General features: G+C 73.0%; 19 protein-coding genes and 1 pseudogene. 15 read left to right on the top strand and 5 right to left on the bottom strand.

Going from position 1 to position 19,452, the window contains the following annotated elements; all coding sequences use genetic code 11:
- Positions 1 to 44: 44 nt before the first annotated feature.
- Positions 45 to 881, top strand: a complete 837-nt coding sequence (locus ACERM0_RS16185) for a hypothetical protein (protein WP_373679649.1) — start codon at positions 45 to 47, stop codon at positions 879 to 881.
- Positions 882 to 1,028: 147 nt separating this feature from the next.
- Positions 1,029 to 1,160 (top strand): annotated as a pseudogene (locus tag ACERM0_RS16180) (PLDc N-terminal domain-containing protein); the annotation flags it as partial.
- Between the two features lie 71 nt (positions 1,161 to 1,231).
- On the opposite strand, the gene ACERM0_RS16175 reads toward ACERM0_RS16180, so the two are convergent.
- Entirely contained in the window at positions 1,232 to 2,893 is a 1,662-nt protein-coding gene (locus tag ACERM0_RS16175; protein ID WP_373679648.1) for an FAD-dependent monooxygenase, read from the bottom strand.
- Between the two features lie 467 nt (positions 2,894 to 3,360).
- Between ACERM0_RS16175 and ACERM0_RS16170 the strand changes: the two genes are divergently transcribed.
- The gene (locus tag ACERM0_RS16170) at positions 3,361 to 3,981 is read left to right on the top strand and encodes a dihydrofolate reductase family protein (RefSeq protein WP_373679647.1); all 621 of its coding nucleotides are present in this window, start codon (positions 3,361 to 3,363) and stop codon (positions 3,979 to 3,981) included.
- A gap of 24 nt (positions 3,982 to 4,005) precedes the next feature.
- On the top strand, positions 4,006 to 4,800 hold the full coding sequence (locus ACERM0_RS16165; RefSeq protein ID WP_373679646.1) for a PIG-L deacetylase family protein: 795 nt from the start codon (positions 4,006 to 4,008) through the stop codon (positions 4,798 to 4,800).
- A gap of 19 nt (positions 4,801 to 4,819) precedes the next feature.
- Here ACERM0_RS16165 and ACERM0_RS16160 read toward each other — a convergent pair whose 3' ends face one another.
- A complete protein-coding gene (locus ACERM0_RS16160) occupies positions 4,820 to 5,395 on the bottom strand; it encodes a TetR/AcrR family transcriptional regulator (RefSeq protein WP_373679645.1) in 576 nt (191 codons plus the stop codon).
- 95 nt (positions 5,396 to 5,490) lie between these two features.
- Here ACERM0_RS16160 and ACERM0_RS16155 point away from each other — a divergent pair, with 95 nt between their 5' ends.
- Entirely contained in the window at positions 5,491 to 5,886 is a 396-nt protein-coding gene (locus ACERM0_RS16155) for a VOC family protein (RefSeq protein ID WP_373679644.1), read from the top strand.
- A 55-nt stretch (positions 5,887 to 5,941) separates the two neighbouring features.
- On the opposite strand, the gene ACERM0_RS16150 is transcribed toward ACERM0_RS16155, so the two are convergent.
- Positions 5,942 to 6,586: a DM13 domain-containing protein gene (locus tag ACERM0_RS16150; protein WP_373679643.1), complete on the bottom strand. Its 645-nt coding sequence runs from the start codon at positions 6,584 to 6,586 to the stop codon at positions 5,942 to 5,944.
- A 152-nt stretch (positions 6,587 to 6,738) separates the two neighbouring features.
- On the opposite strand from ACERM0_RS16150, the gene ACERM0_RS16145 reads away from it, so the two are divergent.
- The 7 genes from ACERM0_RS16145 (at position 6,739) to ACERM0_RS16115 (ending at position 12,798) form a co-directional block, all read left to right on the top strand.
- Complete coding sequence (locus ACERM0_RS16145; protein ID WP_373679642.1) at positions 6,739 to 7,452, top strand: response regulator transcription factor; 714 nt, start codon at positions 6,739 to 6,741, stop codon at positions 7,450 to 7,452.
- Between the two features lie 110 nt (positions 7,453 to 7,562).
- Positions 7,563 to 8,537, top strand: coding sequence for a sensor histidine kinase (locus tag ACERM0_RS16140; protein ID WP_373679657.1), 975 nt, complete (start codon positions 7,563 to 7,565; stop codon positions 8,535 to 8,537).
- Between the two features lie 137 nt (positions 8,538 to 8,674).
- Positions 8,675 to 9,367: an alpha/beta hydrolase gene (locus tag ACERM0_RS16135; RefSeq protein WP_373679641.1), complete on the top strand. Its 693-nt coding sequence runs from the start codon at positions 8,675 to 8,677 to the stop codon at positions 9,365 to 9,367.
- A gap of 74 nt (positions 9,368 to 9,441) precedes the next feature.
- Positions 9,442 to 9,816, top strand: coding sequence for a nitroreductase family deazaflavin-dependent oxidoreductase (locus tag ACERM0_RS16130; RefSeq protein WP_373679640.1), 375 nt, complete (start codon positions 9,442 to 9,444; stop codon positions 9,814 to 9,816).
- A gap of 194 nt (positions 9,817 to 10,010) precedes the next feature.
- On the top strand, positions 10,011 to 10,319 hold the full coding sequence (locus ACERM0_RS16125; RefSeq protein ID WP_373679639.1) for a circadian clock KaiB family protein: 309 nt from the start codon (positions 10,011 to 10,013) through the stop codon (positions 10,317 to 10,319).
- Positions 10,316 to 11,809 (top strand): circadian clock protein KaiC, encoded by a 1,494-nt coding sequence (kaiC, locus tag ACERM0_RS16120; RefSeq protein ID WP_373679638.1) that lies wholly within the window; start codon positions 10,316 to 10,318, stop codon positions 11,807 to 11,809. Before ACERM0_RS16125 ends, kaiC begins: the two co-directional genes overlap by 4 nt.
- Complete coding sequence (locus ACERM0_RS16115) at positions 11,806 to 12,798, top strand: ATP-binding protein (protein ID WP_373679637.1); 993 nt, start codon at positions 11,806 to 11,808, stop codon at positions 12,796 to 12,798. The genes kaiC and ACERM0_RS16115 overlap by 4 nt, the downstream gene beginning before the upstream one ends.
- Before the next feature lie 12 nt (positions 12,799 to 12,810).
- Here ACERM0_RS16115 and ACERM0_RS16110 read toward each other — a convergent pair whose 3' ends face one another.
- Complete coding sequence (locus ACERM0_RS16110; RefSeq protein ID WP_373679636.1) at positions 12,811 to 13,875, bottom strand: RNA polymerase subunit sigma-70; 1,065 nt, start codon at positions 13,873 to 13,875, stop codon at positions 12,811 to 12,813.
- 221 nt (positions 13,876 to 14,096) lie between these two features.
- Between ACERM0_RS16110 and ACERM0_RS16105 the strand changes: the two genes are divergently transcribed.
- Genes ACERM0_RS16105 through ACERM0_RS16095 form a run of 3 tightly spaced genes read left to right on the top strand, consistent with a single transcriptional unit; the run spans position 14,097 to position 17,940 of the window.
- The gene (locus tag ACERM0_RS16105; RefSeq protein WP_373679635.1) at positions 14,097 to 14,924 is read left to right on the top strand and encodes a hypothetical protein; all 828 of its coding nucleotides are present in this window, start codon (positions 14,097 to 14,099) and stop codon (positions 14,922 to 14,924) included.
- A gap of 2 nt (positions 14,925 to 14,926) precedes the next feature.
- Entirely contained in the window at positions 14,927 to 16,435 is a 1,509-nt protein-coding gene (locus ACERM0_RS16100; protein WP_373679634.1) for a UvrD-helicase domain-containing protein, read from the top strand.
- Entirely contained in the window at positions 16,432 to 17,940 is a 1,509-nt protein-coding gene (locus ACERM0_RS16095) for an HRDC domain-containing protein (RefSeq protein WP_373679633.1), read from the top strand. Before ACERM0_RS16100 ends, ACERM0_RS16095 begins: the two co-directional genes overlap by 4 nt.
- 40 nt (positions 17,941 to 17,980) lie before the next feature.
- On the opposite strand, the gene ACERM0_RS16090 is transcribed toward ACERM0_RS16095, so the two are convergent.
- Positions 17,981 to 19,195 (bottom strand): cation:proton antiporter, encoded by a 1,215-nt coding sequence (locus ACERM0_RS16090; protein ID WP_373679632.1) that lies wholly within the window; start codon positions 19,193 to 19,195, stop codon positions 17,981 to 17,983.
- Positions 19,196 to 19,452: the final 257 nt, after the last annotated feature.

The following is a 19,452-nucleotide window of genomic DNA, read 5'->3' as shown; positions in this document are numbered from 1 at the left end:
GCTAGGGTCGCCGGGTCCCGACCGACGGCGCGAGGAGGTGCCCGGTGCCACCGTCCCGGCTCGACACCACCACCACCCTGGACGTGCTGCGGCAGCTGCACGACCAGCTCGGCCCGGTGGATCCCGATGCGCGCGCGATCGTGGCCCTGCAGGCCACCGGCGACGGTGCGGTGTCGCTGGTGGACGTCACCCTGCACGACAACGGCGTCCTCGAGGCGCCCGCGGAGGCCGACGGCCTCGTGGTGGTGACCGCGGAGGACGTCGCCGGCCCCGACGGCGGCGAGGTGGTGACCCTGCAGCAGCTCGTGTGCGTGCTGCGTGACGGCGAGGAGGTCGGCGTCTACCGGCCGCTGGGCGCCAGCGAACTGGCGTCCTGGTCCACCGCGAACCCGGCCGACACCGACGCGCAGGCGCTGCGGCCGCGCGACACCGCCGCGAACACGGCCCGCCGGGCGTTCGGCCTGCCGTCGCTGGCGGACGTGCCACCGATCACGGACCTGTTCGCACGGACCTGGCTGCTGGCGGTCACCGGCGACGCGGTCGAGCGATTCGACGCCGCCGACGGCCCCCGGGAGGTCGAACCGGACGAGCTGCGCGACGTCGCCGCGCGCCCGCCGCTGGGTGCCGGGCTCGGCGACGGCGAGGTGAGCTGGGAGACGGTCCACCGTGCGGCGTGCGACGGCTCGCTCGAGCTCGGCCCCTTCACGGTCGACCCCGCCCACGCCCGTTGGCTGGACACGCCCGGCTTCGCCCAGCTGCTCGACCGCACGCTGCCTTCGACCGAGCAGCTGCTGGGCACGCTGCAGGTGGTCGGCGAGGACGACCTGCTCGACTGGGCGATCGGGTGGCTGGCCGCCCGGGCCTGGTACCAGCCGGCCTGACGGCACTTCCTCGGGCGGGTACCGGCGCCCCGAGCCGCGGCGGGAACTGGTCCGCGAAGCCCGGGCGGCGACGACCGCCCGCGACCTACACTCCCGAGCGGTAGAGGAACCGAGGGGGGCGTGTTGCTGCACGGCGGGTCGCTGCTGATGTTCCTCTTCACGCTGTACTGCGTGCTGGACGTGATCCTGACCGACGCGGCGCTGACCCGGAACCTGCCGAAACTGGTCTGGCTGCTCCTGGTGATCTTCGTGCCGTTGATCGGTGGCATCGCCTGGTTCGTGGCCGGCCGTCCGGAGACGGCCGGCGTCGCCCCGGGCAGCCGCTCGTCGCGGCGCCCGACGGGGTACCGCTACTCGACCCGCGGCAACCCGGTGCGGCCCCATCCCTCGACCCGCCGTCCCGGCGGCCCGCCGCCACCTCGCCGCGACGCGCCCCGCGGCCCCGACGACGACCCGGCGTTCATGCAGGAGCTCGAACGCCGGCTGCGCCGCCCGCCCGACGACACCGACGGACGCGGCTCCGACGGCTGACCGGGCACGTCGCCGCCCTGCCCGGCGGGCCCGAACCAGGTGGTCAGCGCCTCCCGCAGCCCGGAGTCGGTGGGGCCGCTTGCCACCCACGCGACGTGACCGTCGGGACGGACCAGGACGGCTTCGGGAACGGGTACGGCGCCCAGGACGGGGAGCGCCAACGTGTCGACCGGCTCGGCCTCGACCACCCGGACCGGATCGGCCCAGGGCGCGACGTCGAGGTCACCGCGGCCACGCAGATCCAGCAGCAGCGGCCGGGCGTCGTGCAGCAGAGTGAACAGGCGCCGGCGGCCGGCGGGGGTGACCAGCTCGAGATCAGGCATCCGCCGCCCGAGCAGCGGGTGACCCTCGCCGAGGTCGTAGTGGACGTCCAGACCGCTGAGCATCGCGGCGACACGCCGGCGCGGCTCGTCCAGGCCGAGCAGTTCGGTCATGGTGTCGCGGAGCGCCTGGTGACGCTCACCGGACGTGCTGAGCGCGACCTGCGCCATCGTGTTGTGCAGCACCCGGGCGGCGACGGGATGCCGTTCGGCGTGGTAGGTGTCCAGGAGGCGCTCGGGTGACGTCCCGGCGACCACCTGCGCCAGCTTCCAACCCAGGTTGACCGCATCCTGCACGCCGGTGTTGAGGCCCTGGCCACCCTGTGGCGGGTGCACGTGTGCGGCGTCGCCCGCCACCAGGACGCGGCCCCGGCGGTAGGACGCCGCCTGCCGGGTCGCGTCGGTGAACCGGGAGATCCAGGTCGGGTGGTGCACGCCGTAGTCGGTGCCGTAGGTGGCGACGAGTGCCGCGCGGAGATCCTGCAGGGTGGGATCGCCGGCCTCGTCGTCGGGCGGCTGCTTCAGCACGACCCGATACGGGCCGCCACCTCCGTGCACGTCGACCGGCCCGATCCCGCCGCCCTCCGGGCGCATGCCGATCGCGGGCGCCTCGGTCATCTCCACCTCGGCGATCAGCCAGCTGGTCGAGGGATCCAGCCCCGGGAACGCGATGCCGGCCGCGGTGCGGACCCGGCTGCGTCCGCCGTCGCAGCCGACGAGGTACGTGGCCCGCAGCGCCGGCTGTCCAGCCACCTCGACGTCGACGCCGGTGGCGTCCTGCCTGCATCCCGTCACCTCGCGGCCGCGCAGCACCGGGACCTCCAGCTCGGCGACCCAGCCGGCAAGGATGCGCTCGATGTGGCTCTGCCACAGCGCGAGCCCGTGGTTGTGCCGGGTGGGGAAGTCGCTGATGTCCAGCGGGATGCCGGCGAACCCCTGGATCTGCATCGCCTGACCCTCGGCGAGGAACCGGTCGGCGATGCCACGCTGGTCCAGCACCTCGAGGGTGCGGGCGTGCAGTCCTCCGGCGCGTGACCCGTCGAGGTCCTGGCTGGTGCGCCGCTCGACGACGACGACGTCCACGCCCGCCAGGGCCAGCTCGCCCGCGAGCATCAGCCCGGTGGGCCCCGCTCCCACGACCACCACCGCGTGTTCGTCCATCCCCAGGCTCCCTTCCGAGGCGGCGACGGCCAGCAAGGAACAGCTCCGCCCGCGGCGCACGACGCTACGGAGCGCACCGCGTCGTGAACAGGCCGCGCGCGGGAGCACCGACGGGATCGCGAAACACGCCCCGCGCGCCTGACCGGGCGTTACCGTCTCCACTGGGGGCAAACGGGGCCGGCCCCCGGGGCGGCGTGCCGCGGTCGTCGTCCCAGGCCAACACGGTCAGGTCGGCGGCCAGCAGCGAGGACATGGGCGCTTCCCTCTTCGACGTGCCGTCGCCAGCGACCTGACACGAGGTGCGCGCGCGGTGCGTGTGCCGACTTCGGGTGCCGGGCGGCACACGCACCGTCATGGTCCGACCTGGGGCGCCGACCAGCAAGCCACGGCCCGTTGCAGCGATGAGTCTGGCGACGTCTCCACGTCTACGTCTCGACGGAGCCACCCAAACGCAGCCGGGGAACGACATGGGCATCATCCAGATCGAGCTGTTCGCGACCCTCGACCTCGTCGGACAGTCGCCGGGCCGCCCCGACGAGGACCCGCTGGGGTTCCCGTTCGGCGGCTGGCAGGCACCCCTGGTGGACGAGGTCGCCGGGGCGCAGATCGGCGCCGCGTACGCGGGCACCGACGCGCTGCTGCTCGGCCGCCGGACATACGACATCTTCGCGGCCTACTGGCCGCACCAGGAGGGCGGTCAGATCGCCGAGCTCTTCAACCGGATCCCGAAGTACGTGGCCTCGCGCGGTCGGCCCGACCTCTCGTGGGCGGGGTCGACCCAGCTGGATCCGGATCTGGCCGGCGCGGTGCGCGAGATCCGTGACCGGCACGACCACGTCAAGGTCGTCGGGAGCCTGAACCTGGTGCAGTCGCTCCTGCGCGAACAACTCTTCGACCGTCTCGACCTGTGGGTGCATCCGATCGTGCTCGGCACCGGGAAGAAGGTGTTCGACGGTGGGGCGGTGCCGACGAACGTCACGCTCCTCGAACCGCCGGTCGCCAGCCCGAAGGGCACCGTGTACCTGCGCTACGGCATCGCCGACGGCACCCCCGCGACCGGGGACATGACGGCATCCGTGGCAGACTGACCGCCTGCTCATGAAGGGTGGCGTATGACGACCCTCCCCGGGCGTGTGCTCGCCTTCGTGGCGGCCCACCCCGACGATGACGTCATGGGGGCCGTGGCCCTCGTCGCCAAGTACCAGCACGAGCCGGGGTTCCGGTTCGTGCTCGTACACGCCACCGACGGCGACGCCGGCGAGATCGCCCCCGGCAGCGGGGCCACCCGCGAGACGCTCGGCGCCGTACGCCGTGAGGAGGACCGCGCAGGGTGGCGCGTGGTCGGGCGCATGCCGGACCGCCACGACTGGTTCGGTTTTCCGGACGGGGGACTCGCCGATCTGGCCGACGGCGTGCTGGCCGACCGGGTCGCCGAGATCTTCGCCGAGGAACGGCCGGATGTCGTGGTCTCCGCCGGACCCGACGGGATCAGCGGACATCCCGACCACGTCGCCGTGGGCCGGGCGACCACGGAGGCATTCCTCCGGTTCGCCAGCGACGGCGGGCACGGGTTCCGCCGGCTGCTGCACGCCGCGGTCCCGCAGACCGCCCTCGACCGACTGAACGAGCGGCTCGTCGCCGCCGGCCGCCGCCCACACGATCCGACCCGGATCTACGACCTGCGCGGGGTCCCGGACGACCAGATCGCCTGCACGGTCGACCAGCGGGAGCAGGTCCGGCTCGTCGAGGCGGCGTTCCGCGAGCACCGCACCCAGTGGGCGCCCCCGTGGACCGAGAACACGGCCGCGGACTGGCGATGGGCAGCCGGCGCCGGCCACTTCCTGCAGGCCTGGCCGGCATGGACGCGCGGCACACCGCGCTCGACCCACCTCTTCGAGGGGTTGTAGCCGTTCCGGCCGGCGCTGCTCATCGGGGCGGCGGCCCGAGCACGGCGGCGAGGAGTTGGTCGATGGCCGTGCCGGTCATCGGTGTGGAGGTCATGAGGCGGGCATAGAAGATGGCGCCGGAGAGCGCCTGCGCGGCGAGTTCGGGGTCGACGGTCGCGTCGATCTGTCCGAGAGCGATTCCCTGGGCGAGAGCGTCCTCGAGCGCGCGACGGCGCCCGGTGGAGTAGTCGTCGAGGAGCCGCCGGACCTCCGGCTCACGTTCGGCGGCCTCGATCAAGGCCGGGATGGCCGGGGCGAGGCTGCCCTCGGTCAGGGCGTGCCCGAGATGGTGCAGCAAGTCGCGTACGCGCTCGCGAGGGGATCCGCCCGGTTCGGGTGCCGGCTGGGCGTTCAGCTCGTGCAGCGCGTCGACGATCAGCGCGAGCTTGCCGTCCCAGTGCCGGTAGATGGTGCTCTTGCCCACGCCGCACCGGGCGGCCACCGACTCGATCGTGAACTGCGCGTTGCCGACCTCGGCGAGCTCCTCGAGAACCGCGGCGAGCACGACCTGCCGGGTCCGGGTCACCCGCGGGTCGACCGTGTCGCCTCTCGCCATGCGTCGCCCCTTCGCGAACCACTCACTTTGGTACGTAGACGTTCTACAGCGAAACGTTTACGTTTCATACTGTACCCGACTGGTGGGAGAACGCCGTGAGCGACGAACTGGTCAGCGTCCGCTACCTGGTCGACGACGTCGAGGAGTCGATCGACTTCTACACCGAACACCTCGGCTTCCGCGTCCTGACCTCGTTCCCACCCGCGTTCGCGGACGTCCAGCGCGGCCACCTCCGGCTGCTGCTGAGCGGGCCGACGAGCTCGGCCGCGCGCCCCATGACCGACGGCACCAGGCCCGAGCCGCGCGGGTGGAACCGCATCCACCTCATCGTCGAGGACCTGACGGGCGAGGTCGCCCGACTGCAGGCGGCGGGTGTGACGTTCCGCAACGAGGTGGTCACCGGCCCAGGTGGCGCCCAGGCCCTGGTCTGCGATCCGTCCGGGAACCTCGTCGAGTTGTTCCAGCCGGCCGGAGCAGCCCCGGGTCGGTGATCCGCACCGATCGCGCGGGTCCAGTCGCGCGGACGTGCGTCGTCGGCTGGCTCGCTCAGCGGAGGTCGGCTGCGCCGAAGGCGGTCCCGAAGCGGCGGCACCAGATCACGACGGTGTCGTAGCGAGCGAGGTCGACATCGGCGGGAAGGTCGTAGTTCTGGTCACCGACGTTGCCGCGCAGCACGCCCAGGTCCACGTACTCCGCGGCGAGCTCGGCGTCGTTCGGTTCGGCCGCATCGCCGACCGTGAGGTACACGAACAGGTCGGGTCCGTTGGTCGACGCGAATCCCTCGAGGCGCAGGATCCTCGCGGCGTCGGAGAGCTCGTACACGGTGGCGTCGCCAGTGACCGTGTAGCGGTTGCGCGAGCCGAACGAGCCGGTCACGAGCGAGACGGGCGCCTCGACGCGTGCCGGCGGGTCGGGGTCGGCGGCAGCATCGCCGTCGGACGTTTCCGGTTCGGGCGTGCGCGCCGCCTCGGGGCTCTCCGCGTCGGCTCGCCCGGTCACCGGCGCGGTGGAGGGGAAGTCGTCCTCGACCACCCGGTCGTAGAACAGCACCTGGGGCCGGAACCACACCAACACCACGCTCAGCATCACGACCACCGCGAACAGGCCGACGCCGATCAGTCGCCGACGCCGGCGCGCGGGGACGGGATGCGGGACGTCGGTGCTCGCATCGGTGTGAGAGGTCGCGGGCACGAGAGGACTCCTCGACGGGGCGCACGGCATCGCGCTCGACGCCTTCCCAGGGAGCCAGGCGGTCGACAAGGGCGGGCGTAGGTCAGCGAAAGTCCCGGACAAGTCCCGTGCCGAACCTTCTCGACGCCGATCGGCCCACGTAGCCTCGGCGCGTGACGACGTCCGACGTGCCCGCCAGCCCGGTCCGCCCCGCGGACCTGCTGCTCGTGGACGACGAGCCCATGGTGCGCGAGGTGCTGACCCGCTACCTGGAACACGAGGGACATCAGGTGACCGCCGTCGCCGACGGTGCCGAGGCCCTGGCAGCGGTCGCGGAGCGGCACTTCGACCTCGTGGTGCTCGACCTCATGCTGCCGACCGTCGACGGACTGAGCGTCCTGCGTGAGCTTCGGCACGCCGGGACGACTCCAGTCATCGTGTTGAGCGCCCGCGGCGACGAGGACGATCGCATCCGTGGCCTGGACCTCGGCGCCGACGACTACGTCGCAAAGCCCTTCTCCCCGCGTGAGGTCGTCGCGCGGGTCAGGTCGGTGCTGCGGCGTGCGGGTGCGGTCGCGCCATCCCAGACGCTGCGGTTCGGGGACATCGAGGTGGAACCCGCCGTCCGCGTCGTTCGTCGCGCAGGCGCCGTGGTGGAGCTCACGCGGCGAGAGTTCGATCTGCTGGTCCACCTGGCGTGTTCGCCGCGCCAGGTCTTCTCGCGCGCGCAGTTGCTCGCGGCAGTGTGGGACTCGTCGCCGGAGTGGCAGGACCCCGCGACGGTCACGGTGCACATGGGGCATCTGCGCCAGAAGCTCGAGGACGACCCGGGCCGACCGCGGCACCTCGTCACCGTGCGCGGGGTCGGGTACCGGTTCGACCCGTGACCGGGCGCAAACGGCGGCACGGCCTGCCCTCGCTGCGGTGGACGCTGCTGGCCGTCGCGGTGGTCGCCGTCCTCGTCGCCGTGGCTGCGGTGTCCGTCGCGACCTCGGCCATGGTGCTCACGGGCGCGCAGTTCCGGCTGGTGCTGCTCGCGCTCGTCGGCGGAGGGGCACTCGGTGTGGTGGCCGCCTGGCTCGTCGCGCGGCCGCTGCGACGGGATCTGCGGCGGCTCCGGGACGTCACCAGGGGAGTCGCGGACGGGCACCTCGACGTCACGACCGGTATCGCACGCCGAGACGAGGTCGGTGACCTCGCCGAAGCGGTCGACCGGATGGTCGAACAGCTCGCCGGACTCGAACGATCCCGCGAGCGCGACGACGAGGCGCGGCGGCAGCTGTTCATCGCGATCGGCCACGACCTGCGCACGCCGCTCGCGAGTCTGCAGGCCGCCGCCGAGGCGCTGCAGGACGGCGTCTCACCGGATCCGCACCGCTACCTGCGCTCGATGACCGGGGACGTACGGCTGCTCCGCGGGATGGTCGACGACCTGTTCGTGCTGGCACAGCTCGAGGCAGGAGCACTGCACCTCGAGCGGCTGCCCCTCGATCTCGCCGAACTCGTCGACGGGGCTGTCGAGGCATCCGCTCCGATCGCGCGGCGACGCGGACTGCACGTACAGGCCGATCTCGACGGTGGCGTTCCGGTCGTGGGTGACGCCCGTGCGCTCGACCGGGTTCTGCGCAACCTGCTGGACAACGCCATCCGTCACGCACCCGAAGGGACCCGCGTGGAGGTACGCGTGCGTGGTGATGCCCGCGGCTGCACGGTGACCGTCCGGGACCAGGGACCGGGTTTCCCGGCCGACTTCGAACCACGCGCCTTCGACCGGTTCGCCCGGGCGGACGCCTCCCGAACACGTGCTGCGGGCGGGGCGGGGCTCGGGCTGGCCATCGCCCGCGAGCTACTGGAGGCGCATGGGGGCAGCATCTGGCTCGGAGACGTCGAGGGCACGGCCGGGCCAGCGGCCGGCGGTGTCGTGTCGTTCAGGCTGCCACGTGCCGACGGGCGTGACGGGGGTGCTCGCTGAGCGTCGCCCTCGCGCGCCGCTGACGGTGTCCGACAGCCTGCCGGGATCCCACGGACGAGCAGCGATGAGTTCGCGCGCTCGGCGACGTCGAACCAGGCAGGCGCCACGACCCCGACCGCGACGCGGAGGTCACGACGATGGCCACGTTCGTGTTGATCCATGGCGGCGGAGACGTGGGCTGGTACTGGCACCTCGTCGAGCACGAGTTGCGCCAACGCGACCACGACGTCGTGGCACCGGATCTGCCGTGCGACGACGATGACGCCGACCTGCACGACTATGCCGACACGGTCGTGGACGCGATCGGCGACCGACGCGACCTGGTGGTCGTGGGCCAGTCCTATGGCGGTTTCACGGCGCCGCTCGTGGCCGACCGCCTTCCGGTCGAGGCGCTGGTCCTGGTGGCCGGCATGGTGCCGGTCCCCGGCGAGAAGCCGGCGGACTGGTGGGACGACACCGGCTACCGGCCGGCGGTGCAGGAGCAGGCCCGCCGCGACGGCGGGCTGACCGGGCACGACGACCCGTTCGTCGCCTTCTACCACGACGTCCCGCGTGCCCTGGCCGAGCAGGCACAGCGCAAGGCGCGCTCCGAGTCGAGCACGGCGTACCACAGCCCGTGGCCGCTGGATGCCTGGCCGGCGGTCACCACGAGGTTCGTGGTGTGCCTCGACGACCGGTTCTTCCCCGCGCCGTTCATGCGACGCGTGGTCGCCGAACGGCTCGGCATCGTTCCCGACGAGATCGCGGCCGGCCACTGCGTGGCGCTCGCGCGTCCCCGCGAGCTCGCGAACCTGTTCGACAGCTACGTACCCGCTCGCATGCGAGGCTGACCCTCCGACGCCGTGCGCGGGACGCCGGCCTGTCCACGCCGCGGCGATCCCCTGCCCATACCCGAAGGTGGCCCATGCCGATGCCTCGCTGGTGGACGCAGATCAACAAGCGCGTCTTCAACCCGCTCGAACTGCGCCGCGGGGAGCGACCCGTGCTGACCCACGTCGGGCGCTCCTCGGGCACGATCTACCGCACGCCGCTCGATGCCCATCCCGTCGACGGCGGCTACGTGTTCATCCTGGTCTACGGCTCGCGTTCCGACTGGGTCCGCAACGTCCTCGCCGCCGGCCACGCCCGACTCACGCGTGACGGGCAGGAGATCGACCTCACGGCCCCCCGACTGGTCACGGAAACCGAGGCCTGGCGTGCGCTCGGTGACGGCGTGAAGCGCCCGCCGAGCTTCCTGCACATCGACGAGTACCTGCGCATGGATCTCGTCGACGGGTGACGCTGCTGCCCGAGTCGGCCCTCGGTCGCCTCGAGCGGGACGACGCCGAAAGCTCCCGTCGAGGGTCTCCGACGAGCGTGACACCCTCCCCTGCCCTTCCGCAGCGTCCAGGTCTACGGTGCTGGCAGGCCGGCCAGATGCGGCCGGCGTGCGGACGGGAGCGTCAGTACGGGGGACGAGGGAAGGCCGGCGCTGTGGAAGTCGAGCGGGCCTTCCGGGTGTTCGTGGCCGGCGACTCATGGCGCTCGCAGCGGGTGGTTCGTGCGCTGCACGAGCTGTGCGCGAAGCACGAGATCTCCCAGTACCGCGTCGAGGTGGTCGACGTCCTGCAGGACCCTGCCGGTGCGGAACGTGACCGGGTGCTGGCGCTGCCGATGGTGATGCGGGTGGCACCCGCGCCGGTCGTGCGGGTGGTGGGCGATCTCAGCGACGGCTGGCTGGCTGCCGAGGTGCTCGGGTTGCAGGAGCCGGCGCCGGCGGCCGACGAGGGGGGCGGGCCATGACCGACGAGACACCGGTGCCGCTGGAACGCCTGGCCACGGGAATCGCCGGGTTCGACCGGATCGCGGGCGGGGGTCTGCCGGTCGGGCGCGACACGCTGGTCGTCGGCGAGTCGGGCGCGGGCAAGACCGTGCTCGCGCTGCAGTTCCTGGCCGAGGGCATCCGACAGTACGGCCAGCCCGGGGTGTTCGTGACCCTGGGCGAACAGCCCGACGACCTGCGGCGCAACGCGGCGTCGTTGGGCTTCGACGTCGCCGGGTGGGAGCAGCAGGGCTCGTGGCGGTTCGTCGACGCGAGCCCGACCGACGACGAGGGTGTGGTGGTCGGTGGGTTCGACTTCTCCGGGCTGACCACCCGGATCCTCGAGGCCGTGCGTGCGGTGGCCGCGACCCGGGTGGCCATCGACTCGGTGAGCGCGGCCTTCGTACGGTTCGCGGATGCGGCGGCGGTGCGGTGGGCGCTGCACGGCCTGCTGAGCGCTCTCAAGGACGCAGGCGTGACGGCGTTGCTGACGGCGGAGGGCGACGACGAGCTCGCCCAGGAGTACGTGAGGATCAGCGAGCACGCCGCCGACGCCATCGTGCGGCTCGACTACCGGTTGCTCGGCGACCGGCGGCGTCGCACGGTCGAGGTCGTCAAGCTGCGGGGTTGCCGGCACCGCAGCGGCGCCTACCCCTTCACCATCCGTGCCCCCGGTGGGATCGCCGCGGTCCCGCTGGGCGGGGTGGCGCTCTCGCAGGAAGTCTCCGACGAGCGCGTCTCGACCGGACACGACGAACTCGATGCCATGTGCGGTGGAGGCTTCTTCCGCGACTCGGTCGTCATCGTGGCCGGCGCCACCGGGTCCGGCAAGACGCTGGTGGCCACGACCTTCCTCGTCGACGGGCTCGCGCGCGGCGAGCGGGCCCTGTTCGTCGGGTTCGAGGAGAGCGCCGGGCAGGTGCAGCGCAACATGCGCAACTGGTCCAGTGACATCGGTGACGCGCTCGAGCAGGGCCGTCTGGAGCTGTTGTGCCGCTATCCGGAATCCGGCTCGATCGAGGAGCACCTGGTCGACATCATCGACCGGCTGGACGCGCTACGGCCCCAACGGGTGGTCATCGACAGCCTCACCGCCCTGGAGCGCATCGCCGGCGAGCAGGCCTTCCGCGAGTTCGTGATGGCCATGACCGGGCTGGTCAAGGAACGCCGGATCACGGGCATGTACACCGTGGCGACCTCGCTCTTCGGCGCCGGCCATCCCACCGAGGCCCAGGGGTCGGTGTTGGCCGACACCATCATCCTGCTGCGCTATCTCGAGGCCGGGGCGAGCTTCTCGCGCATCCTCGCGGTACTGAAGATGCGCGGCTCCGCCCACGATCCGCGGGTGCGGGGGATCACCATCGACGCGCAGGGTCTGCACATCGGCGAGCCCCTCGACTCCGCGCCCCTGACGGTCTTCCCCGAGCGAGACACCCCGCATGCCCCGGATGCGGGGCCACCGCTGCCATGAGCGCCGAGTCGACCTCCGCCGAGCTGCTCGCCAAGCTGCTCAGCTCCACGCCCGACGGGCTGCTGTTGGTCGACACCGAGGGGATCATCCAGTACGCGAACCCGGCCGCCGAGCGACTGTTCGAGCGCGCGACCGGCACCCTGATCGGGCAGCCGTTCGGCCTGCCCCACGTCGTCGGCATCCGGGACATCGAGCTCGTCCGCGACGACGGCAGCCTGCGCACCGTCGAGATGCGCCCCATCGAGACGACCTGGGAGGGCGATCCCGTCTGGGTCATCGCGCTGCGCGACACGACCGAGCAACGCCAGGACCAGGAGCAGCTCCAGATCCGACTGCAGGCCAACAGCGAGCTCACCCACGAGCTCGCCCACGAGCTCGGCACCACCCTCGCCGTGATCATCGGCTTCGCCGGCACGTACGAGCAGCGCTGGGAGCAGCTGACCGACGAGCAGCGACGCGACCTGTTCCACCGCATCGGCGTGCACGCCCGTCGCATCCAGCGCATGCTCCGACGGATGCTGCTGGCCGACACCACACAGGCCCGCCCGTCCGGGCCCGACACCCGACCGGTCGAGCTGTGGGAGGTCGCGCTGTCCCACCTGCCCGATCTGGGGGTGCCCTCGGTACAGATCGACTGCCCACGAGACCTCCGCGTGCAGGCCGATCCCGCCTACCTCGACGAGATCGTCATCAACCTCGTCGAGAACGCCGCCAAGTACGGCGCAGCCCCCATCACCGTCAGCGCCCGCCGCGTCGGCGACGTCGTGGAGCTCACCGTCGCCGACCGGGGCCCGGGCGTTCCCGAGGACTTCGTCCCGCGGCTGTTCGAGCGCTACGCCCGTCCGGACGAGACCGCCCGCCGCACCAGCGGCTCCGGCCTCGGGCTGTACCTCGTCGACAAGCTCGCCCGAGCCCTGGGCGGCAGCGCCCGCTACGAACCCAATCAACCCCACGGGGCCTGCTTCGTCGTCACCCTCCCGGCCGCCTGACCGAGGCGGGGTTCACTCGTCGCCTGCGTGAACAGCCCTGCCGGCCTCGTCGAGGGTCCGAGGCAGGTCGAACGGTTGCAGCGCGTCGCCACCGAATGCGGTCACCTCCGTGATGCGGCCGTCGCGGATGGTCAGCACGTCGATGGCGAACAGGCGGAAGTGGCGGTCGCCCGGCTGGCGTACGTAGTTGGCCACCGCAGGCTGGAGGTTCGCACTGGTGGGGAGGGTGCGGAACTCGCCGACCTCCGGGGACCCGAACCCGCCGTCGACCCAGGACTGGACGCAGGCATCGCGCCCGATCCAGACGCCCGGCTCCGGCGGCATCGCGAACCGCAGCTCCTCGTCGAACAGCGCCTTGAGTGCGTCGACGTCGGTGCGGTCGGTGGCCGCCATGTACCGCTCGACCAGGGCTTGCTCATGACGGCTGGGCTCGGCCGTCTGCGTCCAGTCCATGCGGGCGGCGGGAAGATGCGTGCGCATCGTGGCCCGTGCCCGCTGCAGGGCGCTGTTGGCCGACGCGACGCTGGTTTCCAGCAGGGATGCCGCGTCCTTGGCCGGCCAGCCGAGCACGTCGCGCAGGATCAGGACCGCGCGCTGCCGGGGCGGCAGGTGCTGCACGGCGACCAGGAAGGCCAGCTCGATCGTCTCGCGGGTCACGGCCACGGCGCCGGGTTCCTGCTGGTCCGGCGTGGCCGCGAGGAGCCGGTCCGGGGCTGGCTGCAGCCACGGGACCTCCCCGCGGCGGGCGTCGTCGGGCAGGGGCAGGTCGGCCCGTTCGGGCCGCCGAGCGAGGAAGTCCAGACAGGCGTTGGTCGCGATCCGGTACAGCCACGCCCGCAGCGAGGCTCGGCCCTCGAAGGTCTCGCGGCGGCGCCAGGCCCGCAGGAACGTCTCCTGGACGAGGTCCTGCGCGTCCTCGTACGACGCCAGCATGCGATAGCAGTGCACCTGCAGTTCCCGCCGGTAGGGCTCGACGAGCTCGGCGAACGCGCTGGCGTCCTCGGTGCGCAGCAATGCGACGACGGTCTCGCCCGTCGGAGCGGGGAGGGCTTGCGGACTCACGCGACTGGAGCTCATGGGCAGCCTCCGGATCGGGTACAGCAGTGTGACGGAGACGGCGCGCAAAGCTCATCGGTCGGTGCAACGTCGCGCCGGTGCGTCGCAGGCTCGACCGAGCGTCACTACCTCGACATCGCGATTGCCGAGCTGGCCACCGTCCCCAGCGGCGTCGCACGCGGCGACCGCGACCGGCGGACACGCGGGTACCGTCCGGCGACCCGTCGTGCGCAGGAGGCGCCGTGCCCCGCTCCGTTCGTGCCGTGCTGCTCGCCGTGCTGGCCGTGGCGCTGGTGGCGTGCGGCGGCGGCCAGGACCCGGAGCAGCTGCTCGCCCGCTCGCCCGACGCGCTGGAGGAGCAAGGGACGGTCGGCTACGACCAGACCATCGTGGTCACGGACGACGGCGGCGAGGTCGTGCTCGACACCCGGACCGAGGGTCGCCAGGACCTGCAGCGCGGAGCCGCGCGCATGGTCATGCACCTGGGTGAGCTCGCCGGCGGTGACACCCTCGAGGTGCTGGTCGACGACACCATCGCCTACGTCCACTCGCCGCAACTGGAGACGCTCGTCGGGGCCCAGTGGGCGCGCTTCGACCTCACCGAGATGGCGGGACAGCTGCCCGGCTTCGAGCCGGGCGCGCAGGAGCAGACCGGCCCGCTCGGGCTGCTGCGGCAGCTGCGCGGCGCCGCCGACGACGTCGAGGAGCTCGGTGAGGAGGAGGTCCGCGGCGTCCGGACCCGGCACCTGCGGGTGACGATCGACACGCAGCGGGCGATCGAACAGGCGGACGAGGACACCCGCGAGAGCCTGCGCCGGGCGGTGGAGCAGCTCGGCGTCCCCGACCGCTATCCGATGGAGCTCTGGCTCGACGAGGACGCCCTGCCCCGCCGCATCGTCACCGTCACCCAGGACGACGACCCGACGCTGGGCTCGACCACCCGGGAGATGCGCACGGAGCTGTACGACTTCGGTGAACCGGTCGACGTCTCCCCGCCCGACCCCGACCAGGTCGTCGACTTCGGCGAGCTGCTCTCGCAGCTGGGCTCACCGACCGACGACGGTGCCTGAGCGTGGCCGCTACGCCAGCCGCCTCCTATCCCGGCCCCGAGGTCCTGGGCCGCGGGGTCGTCGTTCCCGCGCAGGCGCCGACGCCCCACGGCTTCCAGGGCGTGCGCCGCTTCGTCGTCGACGACGAGGTGGCAGCCGCACCCGCGGCGCTCGCCGCGGTCCTGCACCACCGGTGGCTGGAGCGCCGCCGCTTCGTGCTGGAACTGGCCACCGACAACGACGCGCTGCGCGAGCCGGAGGTGACCCGGCTGGCGCCACACCAGCTGCCGGCCGACTTCACCTTCCACCGTGAGCGGCTGCACTTCCTGACCTGGGCCAACACCTACGACCTGCGGGCGGGACATCCGATCTGGTGGCACGGCGAGCTCGCGCAGCGACGCGGCGGCGCCACCCCGTCGACGGTCGCGGACGTCACCCTGCCCGACGGCCGCGACGTCTGGGTCGACGGCGGCCCGCGCGGACCGCTGCTGGAGCCACCGCCGTCGGACGGCGAGGCGACGCCGCTCGACCTGCCGCTGGTGCACCGCGAATCGGTCGGGCTCGGCCGGCTGACCGTGCAGGGCGACGCCGCCCCGACCGACACGCTGGCGCCCGACCAGCTCGCCGCCGTCACCCACCGCGCCGGTCCAGCCCGGATCATCGCGCCGGCCGGCTCCGGCAAGACCCGGGTCCTGACCGCGCGGCTGCGCCACCTGCTGCGCGACCGAGGCGTCGAGCGCGAGCTGCTGACGGCCGTGGCCTACAACACCCGCGCCGCGGCGGAGATGCGCGCCCGCACCCAGGGCACCGGCGCGTCGATCCGGACGCTGCACTCGCTGGCGCTGTGGATCTGCAACCTCGACGTCCGTCGCGACGTGATCAATGAACGAGACCAGCGGGCGCTGCTCGAGCGGCTGATCACGGTCGCGAAGATTCCCAACCAGGACCCGTTCCAGCCCTACCTCGAGGCACTGGCGGAGGTGCGCCTGGCCCTGCGCGACCCGGCCGAGGTGGAGGCCCTGCGCGGCGACGTCGACGGGTTCGCCGAGCTCTTCCCGCGCTACCGGGAACTGCTCGCCGACCGGCGCGTGCTGGACTTCGACGAGCAGGTGTACCGGGCGCTCGAACTGCTGCTCACCCGGCCCGACCTGCGTCGCACCGCCCAGCGGGTCGGTACCCACCTGCTGGTCGACGAGTTCCAGGACCTCACCCCGGCGTTCCTGCTGCTCGTGCGGCTGGTGGCCGGCCCGTCGATGCAGGTGTTCGCGGTCGGGGACGACGACCAGACCATCTACAGCTACGCCGGCGCGACCCCCGACTACCTCGTCGACTTCGACCGGTGGTTCCCGGGCGCGCACCACCACGCGCTGGAGGTCAACTACCGCTGCCCGCCGGCGGTGGTGGACGCGGCCGTGTCGTTGCTGGGCCACAACCGTCACCGCGTCCCGAAACGGATCCGCGCCGGGCAGGCCGACGACCACGACGCCGGCCAGGTGCGCCAGCCCGGCGACGAGGCGGTGGTCGGCGCATGACCGACGGCGCCCTGTCGATCCACCGCGTCACGGGCGGGGCGATGGCGGACCGGGCGGTGGCGCTGGTGCGCGACCGGCTGGCCGCCGGCGGCAGCCCGGACCAGGCCGCGGTCCTGGCCCGCGTGAACAGCGCCCTGCTGCCGGTGCAGGTCGCGCTGACCGAGGCGGGCGTGCCCCACACCGCACCGCTGGACACCACGGTGCTCGGCCGGACCGGCGTGCGGACCGCGCTGGCCTACCTGCGGCTCGGCCTGGACCTCGACCGCTGCCAGCGCGACGACCTGCTGGACACCCTCAACCGCCCGGCCCGCAAGGTGAAATCGGCGGTGCAGCCGCTGTTGCGCCGCTCGACGCGCTGGTCCATCCGGCAGCTGGAATCCCTGGCCGACGCGCTCGACCCCAACCACCGCGAACGCTGGACCGGCTACCTCGGCGACCTGCACCACCTCGCCGCGGCCATCACCGACGGCGCCGACACCGCCCGTTGCCTGTGGATCGTGCGCAACCGCATCGGCCTGGGCGAGGCGATGGAGGCGCTGGACTCCTCGCGGACCCGTCCGGAGGGCTCCAGCCACGGCGACGACCTCGACGCCCTGGAGCAGCTCGCCGCGCTGCACACCGATCCGGCCACCTTCCGCGAATGGCTGGTCGACCGGCTGCGCGTGCCGGCCGACCCCGACGGCGTGACGTTGTCGACCGTGCACCGCGTCAAGGGCATGGAGTGGGACCACGTCGTGGTGTTCGCCGCCTCGGCCGGACTGTTCCCGCACCGCCTCGCCGACGACGTCGAGGAGGAGCGGCGGGTCTTCCACGTCGCCGTCACCCGCGGCCGCCAGCGGGTCGACGTGGTCGCCGACCGGGAACGCACGTCCGCCTTCGTCGGCGAGTTGCGGCAGGCGGGCACGGCAGCCGCCACGGAGTCGACACGACCGCCGGCGGTCCCCGAGCACGTCACGCCGACGTCCCGCCCGGACGGCGGGGTCGTCGCCGAACCGGGGCTGCGCTGCACGCTGCCCGGCGGGCTGGCCGCGCGGGTGGTCGCCGTGGACGGGCAGACCATCGCCGTGGAGATCGACGACGAGGGCCGGCCGGTCGTGCTCCGGCTGCCGTTCGGCGCGCAGGTGACCATCGAGGGGCGTCGGGTCGCGCTCGGACCGGCTCCGCGAACGACCCGAGTCGGCGCCGGCCGCGCCACGGGCGGGCTCGAGGGTCTGGGCGGCCGCCTGCTCGCCGACGACGAGCCGCCGATGGACGACGCCCTCTACGAGGCGCTGCGGGCCTGGCGCACCCGGGTCGCCGCGGAACAGGGGGTCCCGGCCTACCTCGTGTTCCACGACCGTCACCTGCAGGTCATCGCCGGCCGCAAGCCGGGCTCGCTGCGCGAGCTGGCGTCGTGTCCCGGCGTCGGGCCGGCGAAGCTCGAGCGCTACGGCGACGACCTCCTCGACGTCGTCACCTCCACCGCGTCGCGCGAACGGCGAACGGAGTCCGGCGACCGCGGATGAGGGCCGGTCGGCCCACCGTGTGGACCTGCCGCGTACCGCGTCACCGCCCGTGGTCGGCGTGTGCCTCCCCGGCGAGCAGCCGCCGGCCGAGCGGGGTGGTGAGGCTGTGGAACACCGTGCTGGCAACGACCGCAAGGCTGCCAGCATCCCAGACGACCTCGTCGACGAGCCCGCGCTCGTGGAGGTGGGTCAGGTAGAACAGGGCGGCGACCCCGATCGGGCCGAACCAGCCGAGCCAGACCGCGGGTCGTCCGCGGCCGGTCCCCAGCGCGCCACCAACGAGAAACACCCACGGCAACCGGCGCAGGAACAGCACGGCCGCAACGAACGCCACGCCACCCCACCCGAGCTCACGCCATCCGTCCACCGGCAACGCGATGCCGAGCAGGGTGAAGACCGGCAGGATGAGGAAGGTGTTCATGCCTTCGTCGAGGTCGGCCTCCGTCGCGCGGTCACCACCCGACACGAGCAGGTTGTGCGCCAGCCCGGCCACCAGCACCGCGAGCACGCCGTTGCCGCCCAGTCCGTCGGCGATCCCGAGTACCGCCAGCGCCAGGACCAGCGTGTAGAGCAGCCGCGCCGGGTCCGTCACGTCGCCATGCTTCTCCGCAGCACGCAGCAGGCGGCCCGCCGCCGCCCCCAGCGCCAGCCCCACCGCAGCGCCGACCGCGACCTCCAGCAGGCCACGGGCGCCCGCTGCCACCACGTCGTGTCCGAGCGCGAACGCGAGCCCCACGGCCACGAGCGGCAGGGCGAGCCCGTCGTTGAGACCGGACTCGAACGACAGCACCTGCCGCAGCCGCTCGGGGACGTCACGTTCGGCCGCCGGGCCGGTCACGACCCCCGAGGAGAGCACCGGGTCGGTGGGCGCGAGCGCCGCCCCGAGCGCGACGGCCGTCCCGAGACCGAGTCCGAGCAGCGGGACCGACACGAGCGCGACGGTGGCCGCCATCAGCGGCAGCACCACCAGCAGCAGCCAGAGCAGCGGCCGGACGTGCGCGCGCAGCCGACCCGCCGGGAAGCGCAGCGCGACCGCCATGAGCCCGACGGCGAGCAGCAGCTCGGCCGCGACGTTGAGGACGTGGTGCGTCTCGCCCGGCCGCAGCTCGGCGAGGCCGAAGACGGTCGGACCCAACAGCACACCCAGGCCGAGCGCGAGGAGCGGCGGCGTCACCGGCGTCTCCCGTAGCCACCGTGAGCCGGCGGCGATCGCCAACGCGAGCAGCCCGACCGTCGCGAGCAGCAGGGTGAGCACGGAGCTGTTCCTGTCGTGGACGCCGACGAGGCAGCCCAGCACCGCTGGAGGTGCGGGCGTGTCCAGGCTGGACGGCCGGAAGACCCTGGCCGTCGTGTGCCACGCGCGCACCGGCGTCCGATGTGTCCCCACCCTCACGGATCCGGTTGCTGCCGCAAACGGCTGGGGCACACTCGGGGCGGGAGGAAGGCAGCGGCCCGCGCCGCACCGGACCAGCGGGCGGACCGCACGGATTCGACGGCGAGGCGTGGGCGACC

Source organism: Egicoccus sp. AB-alg2 (genome assembly GCF_041821065.1).
In the GTDB taxonomy this organism is placed as follows: Bacteria; Actinomycetota; Nitriliruptoria; order Nitriliruptorales; family Nitriliruptoraceae; genus Egicoccus.
This window is presented reverse-complemented; position numbering and strand designations above follow the sequence as displayed.

What these genes read in the sequence shown, in the direction of transcription:
- ACERM0_RS16130 (WP_373679640.1), top strand. Translation starts at nt 9,442, where the DNA reads ATGCCGATGCCTCGCTGGTGGACGCAGATCAACAAGCGCGTCTTCAAC.
- ACERM0_RS16170 (WP_373679647.1), top strand. Translation starts at nt 3,361, where the DNA reads ATGGGCATCATCCAGATCGAGCTGTTCGCGACCCTCGACCTCGTCGGA.
- ACERM0_RS16175 (WP_373679648.1), bottom strand. Translation starts at nt 2,893, where the DNA reads ATGGACGAACACGCGGTGGTGGTCGTGGGAGCGGGGCCCACCGGGCTG.
- ACERM0_RS16135 (WP_373679641.1), top strand. Translation starts at nt 8,675, where the DNA reads ATGGCCACGTTCGTGTTGATCCATGGCGGCGGAGACGTGGGCTGGTAC.
- ACERM0_RS16140 (WP_373679657.1), top strand. Translation starts at nt 7,563, where the DNA reads ATGGTGCTCACGGGCGCGCAGTTCCGGCTGGTGCTGCTCGCGCTCGTC.
- ACERM0_RS16095 (WP_373679633.1), top strand. Translation starts at nt 16,432, where the DNA reads ATGACCGACGGCGCCCTGTCGATCCACCGCGTCACGGGCGGGGCGATG.
- ACERM0_RS16165 (WP_373679646.1), top strand. Translation starts at nt 4,006, where the DNA reads ATGACGACCCTCCCCGGGCGTGTGCTCGCCTTCGTGGCGGCCCACCCC.
- ACERM0_RS16110 (WP_373679636.1), bottom strand. Translation starts at nt 13,875, where the DNA reads ATGAGCTCCAGTCGCGTGAGTCCGCAAGCCCTCCCCGCTCCGACGGGC.
- ACERM0_RS16115 (WP_373679637.1), top strand. Translation starts at nt 11,806, where the DNA reads ATGAGCGCCGAGTCGACCTCCGCCGAGCTGCTCGCCAAGCTGCTCAGC.
- ACERM0_RS16160 (WP_373679645.1), bottom strand. Translation starts at nt 5,395, where the DNA reads ATGGCGAGAGGCGACACGGTCGACCCGCGGGTGACCCGGACCCGGCAG.
- kaiC (WP_373679638.1), top strand. Translation starts at nt 10,316, where the DNA reads ATGACCGACGAGACACCGGTGCCGCTGGAACGCCTGGCCACGGGAATC.